The organism is Clostridium sp. chh4-2 (genome assembly GCF_002899675.1).
GTDB lineage: Bacteria > Bacillota > Clostridia > Lachnospirales > Lachnospiraceae > CHH4-2.
In genome coordinates this window covers 214,311-228,538 of sequence record NZ_PKUU01000003.1, presented here as the reverse complement: position 1 = coordinate 228,538, position 14,228 = coordinate 214,311, and the positions used below count along the sequence as shown (strand labels likewise).

Annotated in this window: 12 protein-coding genes; 1 reads left to right on the top strand and 11 read right to left on the bottom strand. The window is 46.3% G+C overall.

All coding sequences use genetic code 11. From position 1 onward, the window contains the following. Positions 1-19: 19 nt before the first annotated feature. The gene (locus C0033_RS04465; RefSeq protein WP_103226669.1) at positions 20-934 is read left to right on the top strand and encodes a CehA/McbA family metallohydrolase; all 915 of its coding nucleotides are present in this window, start codon (positions 20-22) and stop codon (positions 932-934) included. A gap of 18 nt (positions 935-952) precedes the next feature. Here the strand turns inward: C0033_RS04465 and C0033_RS04460 are convergent, their stop codons facing one another. The 11 genes from C0033_RS04460 to C0033_RS04410 all read right to left on the bottom strand — a co-directional run bounded on the left by C0033_RS04460 (position 953) and on the right by C0033_RS04410 (position 14,182). After that, positions 953-1,690 carry an AAA family ATPase gene (locus C0033_RS04460; protein ID WP_103226668.1) on the bottom strand — a complete coding sequence of 246 codons (738 nt, stop codon included), beginning with the start codon at positions 1,688-1,690 and terminating at the stop codon, positions 953-955. Positions 1,691-1,863: 173 nt separating this feature from the next. Further along, entirely contained in the window at positions 1,864-2,184 is a 321-nt protein-coding gene (locus tag C0033_RS04455) for a DUF1292 domain-containing protein (protein ID WP_103226667.1), read from the bottom strand. Positions 2,185-2,279: 95 nt separating this feature from the next. Beyond that, positions 2,280-2,804 carry a cob(I)yrinic acid a,c-diamide adenosyltransferase gene (locus C0033_RS04450; protein WP_103226666.1) on the bottom strand — a complete coding sequence of 175 codons (525 nt, stop codon included), beginning with the start codon at positions 2,802-2,804 and terminating at the stop codon, positions 2,280-2,282. A 3-nt stretch (positions 2,805-2,807) separates the two neighbouring features. Then, positions 2,808-4,622: an ATP-dependent helicase gene (locus C0033_RS04445; protein WP_103226771.1), complete on the bottom strand. Its 1,815-nt coding sequence runs from the start codon at positions 4,620-4,622 to the stop codon at positions 2,808-2,810. Between the two features lie 61 nt (positions 4,623-4,683). Next, positions 4,684-6,135, bottom strand: coding sequence for a glutamate--tRNA ligase (gene gltX / locus C0033_RS04440; protein WP_103226665.1), 1,452 nt, complete (start codon positions 6,133-6,135; stop codon positions 4,684-4,686). A gap of 103 nt (positions 6,136-6,238) precedes the next feature. Continuing rightward, positions 6,239-7,135, bottom strand: coding sequence for a DMT family transporter (locus C0033_RS04435; RefSeq protein ID WP_103226664.1), 897 nt, complete (start codon positions 7,133-7,135; stop codon positions 6,239-6,241). A gap of 18 nt (positions 7,136-7,153) precedes the next feature. Then, positions 7,154-8,044, bottom strand: a complete 891-nt coding sequence (locus C0033_RS04430) for a 3-isopropylmalate dehydrogenase (RefSeq protein ID WP_103226663.1) — start codon at positions 8,042-8,044, stop codon at positions 7,154-7,156. A 325-nt stretch (positions 8,045-8,369) separates the two neighbouring features. Next, entirely contained in the window at positions 8,370-10,214 is a 1,845-nt protein-coding gene (locus C0033_RS04425) for an amylosucrase (RefSeq protein ID WP_103226662.1), read from the bottom strand. 12 nt (positions 10,215-10,226) lie between these two features. Continuing rightward, on the bottom strand, positions 10,227-12,434 hold the full coding sequence (locus C0033_RS04420) for an alpha-galactosidase (RefSeq protein ID WP_103226661.1): 2,208 nt from the start codon (positions 12,432-12,434) through the stop codon (positions 10,227-10,229). 17 nt (positions 12,435-12,451) lie between these two features. After that, entirely contained in the window at positions 12,452-13,285 is an 834-nt protein-coding gene (locus tag C0033_RS04415; RefSeq protein ID WP_103226660.1) for a carbohydrate ABC transporter permease, read from the bottom strand. A gap of 15 nt (positions 13,286-13,300) precedes the next feature. Next, entirely contained in the window at positions 13,301-14,182 is an 882-nt protein-coding gene (locus tag C0033_RS04410; RefSeq protein WP_103226659.1) for a sugar ABC transporter permease, read from the bottom strand. Positions 14,183-14,228: the final 46 nt, after the last annotated feature.

The window sequence follows — 14,228 nt, the reverse complement described above, 5'->3', positions numbered from 1 at the left end:
GCAGAATTCGGAGGTAAACATGTATAAAAAAATAGAACTTCATAATCACAGTGTGGAATCGGACGGCAAGATGACCGTTGAAAATCTGGTCTCTTATCTGGCCGAATACGGAATCGAAAACTTTTCCCTGACGGATCACAACACCATATCAGGAATAAGAAAGCTTCAGAACTTAAAGGAATCAGGCATTATCAGAGACTATATTCCCGGATATGAGCTGACCTCTTATTACGGCCACCTTCTCTGTCAGAATGTAACCCAATATATCCCTTGGGACGATATCGATAAAAATAACGGCGATAAACTTCTAAAACGTGTTCATGAAGCCGGCGGGCTGGCCGGAATCGCCCATCCCTTCAGCGTGGGTGCCCCCATCTCCAACGGCATGCGCTGGACCATGAAAATCCATGATTACAGCCTGATCGACTTTGTGGAAGTCATAAACAATGCCCATCCCATGCAGCCCGATAACCGCAAGGCAATCGCCTGGTGGGAAAGCCTCATCTTTTCCGGCTGCCGCATCTGCGCAGTCAGCGGAATGGACCTTCACCGCCCCTGCAATATGAACGAGTATTTTACCACTTATATTCACGTGGCCGAAGAGGATGAATCCCTTCCCCTGTCCTCCCAATTAGAAACGGCGGTTCAAAACTGCAGTACCTGGGTGACAAAAGGCCCGATTATCGAAAGCTCTTTCTGCCGTAAAGTTCTGACCGCCAATATCCACATGCCAGGTTCCAAAACAGCGGATAATTACCTCCTGCATGTCAGAACAAAACAGGCATCCCTCATTCTGCCTATAAAAGACCGGGTAACCGCGGATTTAAGCCCTATTTTAAGCGGCGGGGAATTTGCCGTAATCCTTAAACTTTATCAGGGGGCGGTATCGGAAGAAAATCTTGCGGCCATCGCTCCGCCCATCTTTCTTAAATGAGCCGGACTTCAAAACGTCCTATTCTCCCTGTAAAAGCTGTCTTAAAAAGAGGTCTTTGTCATTGATAAACAGTTTCATGATCCGGTAACAATCCGCATCTTCATAAGGAATGCCCGATATTACACCATTATCCAACGAGTAAATTTCCGCATCTGGTAATCCCAACAGGATCGGTGAGTGGGTTGCAATAATAAACTGCGATCCTTTTTTCACCAGTTCATGAATCAGGTACAATAGCGTCAGCTGGCGCTGCGGAGACAGGGCGGCCTCCGGCTCGTCCAAAAGGTACAGCCCTTCCCCCAGGAAACGGTTCTGAACCAGTGAAAGGAAACTTTCTCCATGGGACTGGCAGTGAAGGGATTTTCCCCCGTAATATTTTAAATATTGGCCTTGCTCCCGTTCATATTCGTCAATCTGGGTCGCCACATTATAAAAGCTTTCTGCCCGCAGAAAGAACTCATCCCTCGGTCTTTTGATCCCTTTCAGCACGGAGACTGCCTGGCTCAGTTCCGAGTGGGTGTCTTTTGTGCTGAAATTAAAATTTCTTGTTCCGCCTTCCGGGTTGAAGCCATATGCAACCGCAATTCCCTCCAGCAGGGTGGATTTCCCGCTTCCATTCTCCCCTACAAAGAACGTTACCGGTTTTTCAAATCTGACCGTATTGACGGAACAAATGGCGGGAATCTCCCGCAGATAAGAATCCTTTGGGATCTCTTCCTTCCTGATCTTAATTTCTCTGATAAATTTAGTATCCATCCCACACCTCCGGCTTCATGTTACAGGCATATTTTCGCCATTTTGGTTCCTGCCCTGCCCAATGACGCAGCCTGTTTAAAGCATTATTTTATATTCAAAAGGCACTTCACATTACATGAAGTGCCTGTCCATAATCATATTCAAACGTATCATCCGTTTCAGACTTTAGGATCTTATTCCTCTTCCTCGCCGTCTTCCACCAATTCATCATATTCCTGCTCATCCAGCAGCTCGTCGAAAGCATCGGCAACGATCTCGTATTCGTCGTCATCCTCGATATTTTCCAGTGTAGGATCACCGTCTTCGCTTTCCGTATAGCGATACAGATAAACCTCTCCTTCTTCTGATTCCGCACCTTCGGTAGGAAGAAGTGCAATATAATCTCTATTGCCGGCTTCGAAGATTGTCAACACGATACATTCTACTTCTGTACCGTCATCCAATGTCAATGTTACGGTCATCTCTTCTTGTGGCTCTTCTGGGTTGATTCCCATGCTTCATACCTCACTTTTCTTTGTAGTGTAATATCACTTTTTCAGATTCACTCTACCAGACAATCAGACAAAATGCAAGCAGAAAAAATCTCTTTTTAATATTCGATCCCTTCCCTGGCCGCCACACCGGAATCAAACGGATGTTTCACCTTTTGAATCTCCGAAATATAGTCCGCCGCTTCCTTAACCGCTTCGGACGGATTTCTTCCGGTCAGAACTACTTCCAGGTTCTCGGGCCTTCCTTTTAACAGTTCCAGCAGCCGTTCTTCGGAAACCAGCTTATAATTGCAAGCCGCCATAATCTCATCCAGAACCAGCAGCCCGTCTTCCATACCGGAGGCCGTCTGAAATGCCTTTTCCAGCAGGCCGCTGTAATAGACTAAAGCCTCTTTCTTATCCTCTTCTGTCATCTGAAAGAAAAATCCAAATGTCTTTTCACAGGGCAGGACTGAAATCCCGGGAATCTGTTTTAAAACAGCCACTTCCCCGGAATCATCCGTTTTTAAAAAGCGGGCGATTACCACCTGTTTTCCCCTGCCGGCCGCTCTCACGCAAAGCCCTATGGATGCTGTCGTCTTTCCTTTACCATCCCCACAGTACACATGAACACATCCTGCCATATTCTAAACCTCCTGGTTTATATATTCTCCCACAAATCTGGAAACATCCTGTCTTTTTCCATACCGCTCTTTCACATAATAAACGTGAAGCCGTTCCTTGGCACGCGTCATGGCCACATAGAACATCCTTCTCTCTTCCTCGACATCAGCGTCCAGAACCGCTTTTTGGTGGGGCGTAATCCCTTCATTGGCATCCAGGATATAGACCACTTTAAATTCCAGTCCTTTCGAAGCATGCATGGTCATAAGCGTAATCCCATCCACAGATGCTTCCCTCTGCTGCGCCTGCAAAGCCAGCTGTTCCCCATATTCTTTGATATGGGCCGTCCACTCCTCAAATGTCTTAAATCCCGCCGCGCTCTCCTGTAACTGATCCGCCACTTCGTACAGCTCTTCCGGCTTCATGCGCCTGAATTCCGCGTAATCCTTCAGATATTCATCATACCCAACGGCTTTTCTGATATAGTTGACGGCCGCTGTGGGGGCCATCTTTCCGATCATTTTAAGATCGTATTCCAGCTGTTCAATCCGCTCCACCATCCAGCCCTTATCCTGATAAAAAGATTTCATCTCTTCCCAGGATACCACCGGCATCTCCATGGAATCCCGGCTGATATAGCGGTTTGGCCGGTTAATGATCTGAAGCACCCGTCCCCGCTCCCGGCTTCCCGATGCGATTCTGATATAATTTAAGATATTCTGGGCAATCCAGTGATTGTACAAATTGGGCAGAGAATCCTTCATCCGGAACGGAATATTATATTCCATACATTTTTCAATTAAAAGCCGCGGCTCTAAGCTGGTTCGAAACAGCACGGCGATATCCGTCATCTGATAACCGCCGGCCAGATAATCCTGAATCTCTTTTACAATTCCAAGCGTCTCATCCTGCGGCGTCTCCCACCGCTTCGTCACAACCGGCTTTCCCGTCTGTTTCATCATGGCAATATCCTTCGGGAAACGCACCTTATTGCACCGGATCAGGCGGTCCGCAGCCTCCACAATGGGCCTGCAGCACCTGTAATTGACATTCAATATGATCTTATTGGTACCCGGATAGTCTTTTTCAAATCCCAGCATGATCTCCGGCTTCGCTCCACGGAAACGGTAGATGGACTGGTCGTCATCACCTACGATAAACAGATTGTTCTCCGGCGCCGCCAGCATCTTGACAATCTCATACTGCACCTTGTTGATGTCCTGGAACTCATCTATTAGTATGTACTGGTATTTCTTCTGCCATGCCTGCAGAATATCTTTTCTTTGAGCAAATAATTCATAGCACATCACCATCATATCATCAAAATCGATCAGATTCGCCCGGCGCATCCTGTCCTCATATCCGTCATACAGCCGCTTAAACACTTCCTCCGGACAGTTTTTGGAATAGTAATAATCCAGTTTAATCATCTCGCCCTTTACCGCGCTGATCTCAGCAAGGATGGAAGAAATGAATTCGTTCTCATCTTCAATCTCCATCTGTTCTTTATCAATCAGCTCTCTGATATACTGCACTCTCTGGTCTTCCCGGGCGATGCTGGACGCGTCATAGCGGTAGGCGTATTTTAAAATGCGGAAAAATATGGCATGAAAGGTGCCGAAGCTGACCGGATACCCCTGATTCCGGGTCAAATGATTAAACCGCTCCTTCATCTCAGAAGCCGCCGCTTTTGTAAATGTGATTACCAGAATATTAGACGGATTCACGCCGCACTCTTCGATCAGATATCTGGTCCTGTGGGTGATTACCGTGGTCTTTCCCGATCCCGGAGACGCGATAATAAGGCAAGGACCCTGGAAATGCCTTACCGCCTGCATCTGGCGCGCATCCAGGGTCGATTTTTGATTATTATTTTTTAAATTCTGTGTATTTTCCTGATTAAGCACTTAACAGTTCAATTCCTTTTCTGATTCTGGCCAATGACTCCTCTTTTCCAAGAACTTCCATGATCTCCGTAGCTCCTGCAGGCGTCATCTGTTTTCCCGATACCGCGGTGCGGACCGGCCACATTACAAATCCTGTCTTGCAGCCCTTTTCCTCCACATATTTGGACAGTACGGCATATAAAGCATCATTGCTGTAATCTTCCTGAGCCTCCAAAAGAGGAAGAACCTCAGTCAGCACTTCCAAAGAACTTTCTCCATTGGTTTTCATCTTTTTATGGGTGTACATAGCGCAGTCGTATTCCGGAAGGGTTTCAAAGAAATCAATGTGTTCTTCAATATCCGGAAATACTTCAATTCTCGTCTTCACCATGGCTGCGATCTTTCTCAGATCCAGGTCTTTTGAAATCACCTTCTTCAGATACGGTTCCGCCATCTCAAAGAACGCATCGAAATCCATGGCCTTCATATACTCGCTGTTCATCCATTTTAACTTGGTCACATCGAATACGGCCGGAGATTTGCTCATATTTCTGTAGTTGAACTCTTTTACCAGATCCTCCAGAGAAAAGATCTCCCGGTTGTCTTCCGGCGACCATCCAAGCAATGCCACATAATTCACAACCGCCTCTGAGATAAAGCCCTGTTCGATCAGGTCTTCGTAGGAAGCATGTCCGCTTCTCTTGCTCAGTTTCTTATGCTCTTCGTTGGTAATTAACGGGCAATGGACATAAACAGGAACTTCCCAGCCAAATGCCTCGTATAAACGGTTATATTTGGGTGAAGAGGACAGGTATTCATTGCCGCGTACTACATGGGTGATTCCCATCAGATGATCATCCACAACATTGGCAAAATTATAAGTCGGATATCCGTCTGATTTAATCAGAACCATATCATCCAGCTCGGAATTATCCACGGTGATATCCCCATAAATCTCATCGTGGAATGTGGTTGTCCCCTCCGTAGGGTTGTTCTGGCGGATTACATATGGCATTCCCGCCGCTAAATTGGCTTCAATCTCTTCTTTTGAAAGGTGCAGGCAGTGTTTATCATAAGTCATAATCTCCTGGCCTTCCACCGTCTGTTTCAGGGAATCTAAACGCTCCTGGGTACAGAAACAGTAATAAGCTTCGCCTTTTTCAATCAGCTTTTTCGCATATTCCAGATAGATCCCTGCCGCCTGGCGTTCGCTCTGAACATACGGACCCACTCCGCCGTCCTTATCAGGTCCTTCGTCATGAATCAGCCCTGTCTTCTCCAGAGTTCTGTAAATGATCTCCGTCGCCCCTTCTACATAGCGTTCCTGGTCAGTATCTTCAATACGAAGAAGGAAATCTCCCCCTTCATGTTTTGCAATCAAATAAGCGTATAATGCAGTTCTTAAATTTCCTACGTGCATTCTGCCGGTAGGACTTGGTGCGTATCTCGTTCTTACTCTACTCATTATTATTACACTCCTGTAATTTGTGATAATTTTATTCATTGATAAGTATATACCGGAATAGAAAAAAAGACAACTGATCCGCCTGTTTTTTGGTTCTTTCTTATTAGCATCTGATTCCCGTCGGTTCCTCTTTTTTCTTAACCGCGCCGGCCACTTCACTGAACAGTGTAGATCCAAGGATCAGAACGGCTCCCGCCGCCTGAAACGGATTCATCTCCTCCCCTAAGATAAGGGTGGACAGCACAATGGCCGTTATCGGATCTATATAGCTGAAAAGCGCAACTGTCTGCCCCTTTAATTCGCTGACCGATGAAAAATAAATCAAATACGCGAATCCCGTATGTACCACGCCCACCACCAAAAGCATGACCAAAGATTCCGCCCCGACCGTAACCGACGATACATTTTCAGTCAAAAGGACATAGGGAAGCAATACAACCGATGCGATCCCCAGCTGAGCCGTAGTGGATTCCATTGCCGTTATTTCTTTAAAGAACTTATTGATTAAAATAACGCCGGCATAGAGAATTGCCGCCGAAATGCCGAAGATGATTCCCAACATATTATCCGGGCTTTTCTCATACCCTCCAAATACATCCGCCACCAACGCCATACCAAACAGGGATAAAATGATGCAGACTCCCTTTGATATGGTCAGCTTTTCCTTCAATAGAAAAGGGGAAAGCGCTACCACAAAAACAGGTGCCAGGTAATAACACAGAGTCGCAGTAGAAATGGTGGTATACTTATAGGATTGGAACAGACAAATCCAATTGAATCCAATAGCGGCCCCCGACGCAGCCAACAGCCACAAGTTCTTTTTCAGCGCCTTGATGGAAATTTTGTATTTCAATAAGATTCCTGCCGTCAAAAGAACAATTGTTCCAATCACTCCCCTAGCCAGCGCGATCTCGCTGGAAGACAAATGAATGGATTTTACAAAAAGGCCGATGCTTCCGAAGATCAGCATAGCCGTCACATTTTTCAATTTGGATTTCATATCACAGGATTCTCCTACTTAATTGTATTTAGCTATATATTGCATTGCCTTTTCCGGCGTTAAATCAAATCTCTTTTGAAGCTTTTCACAGATACGCTCTTTTGGCACCTCATCTTCCATATAATCGAGAATCATGGCTTGAATGCCCTTTTCCAAGCCCTGTTCTAACCCCCGTTCTAACCCCTGCTCAAGCCCCAGTTCAACACCGCGCTTCATCTCTTCTTCCAACTCATCTGAAAACAATTCCTTCAGCGCCTCGCACATCTTCTTTCCCTCCTCATATTGCCGCCGGTTGGCACGGATAATCAGGTCCATAACCGCCGCATACATAGGATTTTTTTGTTTTCCATCATATGCCTTTGCCAGCGGTTCAATGTCTTCTTCCACCTTTAAGTCACATCTCAAACGGCTCAACCAGATATTTTCTTCTTTCGATAATTCCTTATTAACAAGTATCTGCATAGGAAACAACAGCCCGTTCACATAATAAATACCCGGGAATTCCTCATTTACCGTTATCCCATACTGTTCGGTCAGATAGCGTATCATCCCTCTTGGGTAATGATTGCTCACCAAGGTTACCGTCAATTCTTCAGGCCGTATCTCCATCACCCTTTCCGTATCCGACTGATAGAAACAAGTATACCCCAGCACCTTATAAAAATCATTCACGCTCAAATAATCTCCTGGGCTTTTATACTCCACCACATTATACCGCCTAAAAATACGCCCCAGGCTCTTTTTTACCGTTCTTCCGGGTTCCAGTTTGATGATCAACGTGTCGATCTGCAATGGTTTCTGCGTTAAATTATACTCTTTTTGAAACTGCAAAAACGCCCTGTCCTCTAAAAGCTCAATCTGCAGCGCCGCCTGAAATGCCGCATGCCACTGCAATGCCCTTTCCTCCATATGGTATTCTCCTTTTATTATAATCAAAAACAGAGATGACTTCAATCGTGAAATGTCACCGAAATAGACCGCTTTTCTTTTTTAACATGGATTTTATCTGCCGAACCGGCTAAAAGACTGCGGTTGAATACCGCAAAAGTAATAAAAGATAATCCGTTTTGTAATTATAACAGCAAAAAGGTTATTTATCAACTGTTTCTATTTGATTATGGTTGTAAAATGATATTTTTACATAAAGGGTGAAGGCATTTTCGGAAAAGCCTTCACCCTTTACTTTAAAACCTCAAGGCTTTTCCGAAAATGCCTTCACCCTTTATGTAAATCCTTATACCAACCAGTAAAATCCATACGGAGGAATACACAATTCCCCACATTTCTTCTCTTCCCCGCTCAAAGCATCTATACAAACGTCCCCAAGCCCAGCACTTCGTATATCCACAACTTTCTCATATTCACTGAAATTAAAGACCCCCGCTATGGTTTCCTCTCTTCCCTTCCGCACAATGCACAGCACGGAAATATCCCCTGTCTCTACAGTCATAAACGGCACCTCAGAGTGAAACACATCAGAACTCTTTCTAATCTTTTCCATCCGGTCAAGGGCAGAAAACAGGCGGTTTTGCACAGTGCCTTCCACATCCCTGTTCTCCATCAGATCCCACCTGAATCTGCCTCTGTGGAGATATCTGGAATCGAATGCCCGCTTTGCGTCTTCCTTATAAGAATAGTCGTTCACCTGCCCGATTTCATCCCCGCTGTACAAAACAGGGATTCCCGACTGGACGAACATATATGCATGAAGCATTAAATCCAGTTTAACCGCCAGATCCATTCCGGCTTCATCCCCGCAAAACCCGGCCTTTTCGATTCCGCACATGGAAGCGGTAGTTCCGCAGAACCTGGCGTCCTTTGTCACCGGGTCATTGTTATAGAGTTCCCCGCGGCTGAAGCTTTCCGGGATTACTCCTGTAAAGAAATCATTTAAGTACTGCTTATGCGGGATTTCCTCCATGCCATACTGTTTCAGTGTGCTGTAATCCAAGCCCCAGCCGATATCGTCATGGCATCTCAGATAGTTCAAAAAGGTATATTCCTTAGGCAGACGGCTCACGTCGTCCAGCTGTTTCTTTAACAGTCTGGCGTCCCGGGTTGCAACCGTATGCCAGGTGGTTGCCATGGTTGTTACATTATAGAGCATGTGACATTCCGGTTTTTCCACCGTTCCGAAATAAGGAGCCACCTTTTCCGGTTCCATTACAACCTCTCCTAAGAGAAGAATTCCAGGGCAGACGATTTCTCCGATCATGCGCATCATCCGCACAATGGTATGAACCTGAGGAAGATTACGGCAGCTGGTGCCCATTTGCTTCCAGATATAGGGCACCGCATCAATTCTGATCACGTCGATGCCCAGATTGGCGAAAAACAGAAAGTTGTACATCATTTCATTGAATACCACAGGGTTTCTGTAATTCAAATCCCATTGGTAGGGATAAAATGTGGTCATGACATAATGATTGATCTCCGGAAGGTATGTAAAATTGCCCGGAGCGGTGGTTGGAAATACCTGGGGAACCGTCCTCTCATAGGCGGCGGGAATCTCATAGTTATCGAAGAAGAAGTATCTGCTCATATACTCCCCTTCCCCATTTCTGGCCCTCCTGGCCCATTCGTGGTCCTCTGATGTGTGGTTCATCACGAAATCCAGACATAGATTTATGCCTCTTCTATGGCATTCTGCGGACAGCTTTCCCAAGTCCTCCACGGTTCCCAGTTTTTCCTGTACCTTGCGGAAATCGGAAACAGCATAGCCGCCGTCTGAACGCCCTTCCGGAGTTTCCAGAAGAGGCATCAGATGAAGGTAATTGACATTGCATGACTCAATGTAATCCAGTTTTTTCTTCACTCCGTTTAAATCTCCGGCGAAATTATCCACGTACATCATCATGCCCAGCATTTCGCTCTTTTTAAACCATCCGGGATTTTCTTCCCTTTGCTGATCCAGCTTTTTTAGGGACGGTTTTCTCTGTTTATAGATGGTTTCAAGGTTTGCACACAGTTCATCAAACAGATATTGATTGTCATAAAGCTCCATATAGAGCCATTTCAATTCATCCATATGCTTGTTTAAGCGTTCGTTGAACGTCTGCTGATCTTTGCTTATCCTCATATTATCACCCTGCTATTCATTCTGCTGAATCGTTACGCACTTTTTCAAATACAGCTGCCAGGACTGATACTCTCCTTCCATGACCGGGACGGGAATTCCGGCTTCCATCAGAGCAGATCCGCTGTAAATAGTTCCGGCTTCATCGCCGTATAAACCGTCTTCATCCAAACCTTTTAACTTGATATAGGAAACCGGATTATTGCCATGACTGTTCAGCGTTACAACATTTAAGAGCGCCTCTTTCCCGTCTTCGCTGACAAATTCCCATGCTGCGGTCTCCGGATTCTCTAATGGATTGGTCAGACGGTAATAATCTCCATCATGAATCAGGCTCCAATACTTATGGTATTCTTCAATCTGTTCCTTAACGCAGGCCTTATCCTCTTCCGTAATCTTATTCAAATCCAGCTCATAGCCGAAACTGCCGGCCATGGCCACAACTCCTCTTGTTTTCATCGGGGTAATCCGGCCCGTCTGGTGGTTTGGAACTGCCGATACATGGGAACCGACAGCTGAAACAGGATAGCCAAAGGATGTTCCATATTGGATTCTGATCCTGTCTATGGCATCCGTATTATCGCTGCACCAGATTTGAGGCGTGTAGTAAAGCATTCCCGCGTCAAACCGGCCGCCGCCGCCGCTGCATCCTTCAATCAAAAGGTCGGGATATTTCCTGCATAGACGCTCTAAAAAGTCGTATAAGCCAAGGATGTAGCGGTGCAGCACCTCACCCTGCCGGTTGTCACGGGCCATTGAAGAATAGACGTCCGTAATGCTCCGGTTCATATCCCATTTCACATATTCGATGTTGGCGCTGTCCAGAACTTTGGTTATCTGTTCAAATACTGCGTCAACCACTTCGGGTCTGGAAAAATCCAGAACCAGCTGGGATCTTCCTCTCACCGGTTTCCTGCCCGGCACCGTAAAGGCCCATTCCGGGTGAGCGCGATACAGATCGCTGTCTTCGGAAACCATTTCCGGTTCCACCCAGATTCCAAATTTCATTCCCAGGCCGTTAATCCGTTTTACCAGACTGTCCAGAGTTCCGCCTAATTTGGCCTCGTTCACCGCCCAGTCTCCCAGGCCGCTGAAATCGGAATCCCGTTTGCCGAACCATCCGTCATCCAGCACCAGCATCTCCACGCCCAGCTCTGAAGCCTGCTTTGCAATATCGTAAATCTTATCGCCGGTAAAATCAAAATAAGTGGCTTCCCAGTTATTGATCAGCACCGGTCTTGGAACAGTTTTATATTTTCCTCTGCATAAATGCCTGCGGTATACTTTGTGGTAATTGTGGGAGAGAGCGGACAATCCGTGTTTTGAATAAGACATCACAACTTCCGGAGCCTCAAACGTTTCCTGCGGGGAAAGGCCGTATGAGAATAATTCGTCCTGAAGACCAATGCTCACCCGTGTCTGGTCAAACTGGTCTTTTTCCGCTTCTCCCTTGAAGTTTCCGCTGTATACAAAGGACAGACCGTAACAGCTTCCATGGTCTTCGTCCGTATTCCTTCCCGCAATCACCATAAACGGATTATACTGATGGCTGGAAGTGCCTCTCCTGCTTCCGATCACCTGGGAGCCATGGGCGATGGGGGTTCTCTGCATATTGCGTTCCATGGCGTGTCTGCCGTAAAACTGGATCAGATCATAATCTCCGCCCACAAAATCCAAACAGGCGGACTGTATCTTTTCTAATGTGATAAAACCGGCGCCGCCGTTTATGACTTTTACACTTCTTGTAATCACATCATACCCGGGAAGCACGCCGTACAGCAGCACAACCTTCACCTTGGTGAGCCGGTCCTCTAAACAGATTTCCAGCGTCTGAGCTTCCTCTTCGCCCGCATAAACGGCCGGAAGCCCTGAAATTCCATATTTGCCGTTCTTGATCTCGTATCCCTGATACCTCAGATCACAGCTGTAGGCGCCATCCTGATTTTTTATGACCAGACAGGGGCTGCGGAAATCCCCGTTGCCCTGACAGGGGTATTCCTGGGGGAGGGCATCCATGGAATAGGTACGGTCGCCGCCGGCCTCATAAGGATTGCCCGAAAATCCCCTGTCATAATGGGTTAAAAGATATTCCATAGAACCGTTTGCCCTGCTTCCGTAATAGAGATGAAGGAGGAATCCATACCGGTCTACCTGGAGCTGATAAGTCGTGTGATTTGTGTGCAGTGTAAATATCTTTTTCTCTGTGTCAAAAATGATAGCCATATTCTGTTCTCCAATCTTTATTTTCCGCCTGTCATGGCAATACCTTCGATAAACTGTTTCTGGAATACAAGATACAGAATCACCATCGGTATCATGGCTAATAAGGAACCTGCCATCAGCACCGGATAATTCGTTGTAAACTGTCCTCTTAATGTGGACAAACCTGCGGATAATGTCATTTTACCAAGATCTGTGTTGGCAATCAGCGGCCACATCAGGTCTGCATAAGCGAAAACTGCTGTAAATATGGTAAGCGCCGCCATGGATGATTTGGTAAGCGGCATCATTACCTTTGTAAATGTCTGCCAGCGGTTGCACCCGTCCAGATAGGCCGCCTCTCCCAGTTCATCGGGAATTCCCATATAGGACTGGCGGAGGAAAAATGTGCCGAATGCACTGACTAATCCAGGGAATACCAAAGCGAAAATGGAGTTTGTAAGTCCCAGCTTTGCCAGCATCTGATACTGGGGGATGATAAAAATCTGGGATGGAAGCATCATCTGTATGATTACGAGGGTGAACAGCGCATTTTTGCCCGGGAAATTCAGTTTCGCAAACGCATAGCCTGCGGCTGAGGAAAATGCCAGCGCGCACAAGACGCGGAACACGATCAGCAGCGCCGTATTGATGTATAATTTTACAAACGGAAGGCTGGTAAGCGCTCTTATGTAATTCTCCGACAGCCATTTTTCAGGAAGAATCGTCGGGGGAATTCTCATGCTCTCCCCGGTTGTTTTAAAGCTGGTAAGGAACATCCATAAGAAAGGAAATATCATCAGGACTGCGCCTGCTGCCAATACTGCATAGACCAGTGTGGTCGTAATCTTTTTATTTGTATTTAAAGAACCCATCAGATCTTCTCCCTCCTATACTTCGTAATTAACCCATTTTTTCTGTCCCCAGAACTGCAGGGCTGTTACGACGCCAATTAACAATACGGTCCATACTACGATTGCGGAAGCGTATCCGCGGTTGCCTGCCACAAATGACTCGCGGTAGAACAGATACATCAGTGACTGGGCGCTTGTCAGCGCCGGATTGGTCTGATCCACCATCATGTAAATCAGGTCATAAACTTTTAAGGATGCCATCAGTCTCATGATGAGAACCACGAACAGGGTAGGGGATATCATCGGGAGGGTGATGTGCATAAACTGCTGTACCTTGGAAGCTCCGTCCAAACCGGCCGCTTCGTAATAGCTTTTTGATATGTTCTGGATTCCCGAAAGAAGAAGAACCGCATCGTATCCAACCGCACTCCAGATCGCAACAACCGCACAGGAGATCAGAACGATGTGGGGATTGGTGGTCCAGTTTACGTGAGCTCCGATTATCTGGTTGATAATACCGTATTCAGAGTTGAAAATCCATTTCCAAACCATTGCAATCGCTGCGGGAGCCACAACCATGGGCAGGAAATAAATGGCCCGGAACATGGTCTTTCCCTTGATCTTCGCATTTAACAGAACCGCCGTTATCAGAGCTACGAATATCCCAAGCGGTACGGTCAGGATACAAAAATATATGGAATTCCAGGTTGCCTTCCAAAACTCCTGGCTCTGGAACATCTTCACATAATTTCCCACCCCGCTCAGCTCATAGATGCCAAATGGATGAGTTGTCGAAAAGCTGAGTATCAAAGTCTTAATAAAAGGGTATACATTCAGTATGATTAAACCGATAATTGTGGGAGCGATCAGCAAATAACCCCATTTCATATCTTCCGTAAAACGTCTCTTTTTTCCCATTTTCCATCTTCCTCTCATGCTGCCGCCGGTAAGCGGCCTTTTAACC

Excerpts from the sequence above, each read along its gene's own strand:
- C0033_RS04430 (WP_103226663.1), bottom strand. The coding sequence starts at position 8,044 with ATGGAGGAAAGGGCATTGCAGTGGCATGCGGCATTTCAGGCGGCGCTG.
- C0033_RS04410 (WP_103226659.1), bottom strand. The coding sequence starts at position 14,182 with ATGGGAAAAAAGAGACGTTTTACGGAAGATATGAAATGGGGTTATTTG.
- C0033_RS04455 (WP_103226667.1), bottom strand. The coding sequence starts at position 2,184 with ATGGGAATCAACCCAGAAGAGCCACAAGAAGAGATGACCGTAACATTG.
- C0033_RS04420 (WP_103226661.1), bottom strand. The coding sequence starts at position 12,434 with ATGGCTATCATTTTTGACACAGAGAAAAAGATATTTACACTGCACACA.
- C0033_RS04425 (WP_103226662.1), bottom strand. The coding sequence starts at position 10,214 with ATGAGGATAAGCAAAGATCAGCAGACGTTCAACGAACGCTTAAACAAG.
- C0033_RS04415 (WP_103226660.1), bottom strand. The coding sequence starts at position 13,285 with ATGGGTTCTTTAAATACAAATAAAAAGATTACGACCACACTGGTCTAT.
- C0033_RS04450 (WP_103226666.1), bottom strand. The coding sequence starts at position 2,804 with ATGGCAGGATGTGTTCATGTGTACTGTGGGGATGGTAAAGGAAAGACG.
- gltX (WP_103226665.1), bottom strand. The coding sequence starts at position 6,135 with ATGAGTAGAGTAAGAACGAGATACGCACCAAGTCCTACCGGCAGAATG.
- C0033_RS04465 (WP_103226669.1), top strand. The coding sequence starts at position 20 with ATGTATAAAAAAATAGAACTTCATAATCACAGTGTGGAATCGGACGGC.
- C0033_RS04460 (WP_103226668.1), bottom strand. The coding sequence starts at position 1,690 with ATGGATACTAAATTTATCAGAGAAATTAAGATCAGGAAGGAAGAGATC.
- C0033_RS04435 (WP_103226664.1), bottom strand. The coding sequence starts at position 7,135 with ATGAAATCCAAATTGAAAAATGTGACGGCTATGCTGATCTTCGGAAGC.
- C0033_RS04445 (WP_103226771.1), bottom strand. The coding sequence starts at position 4,622 with ATGCAGGCGGTAAGGCATTTCCAGGGTCCTTGCCTTATTATCGCGTCT.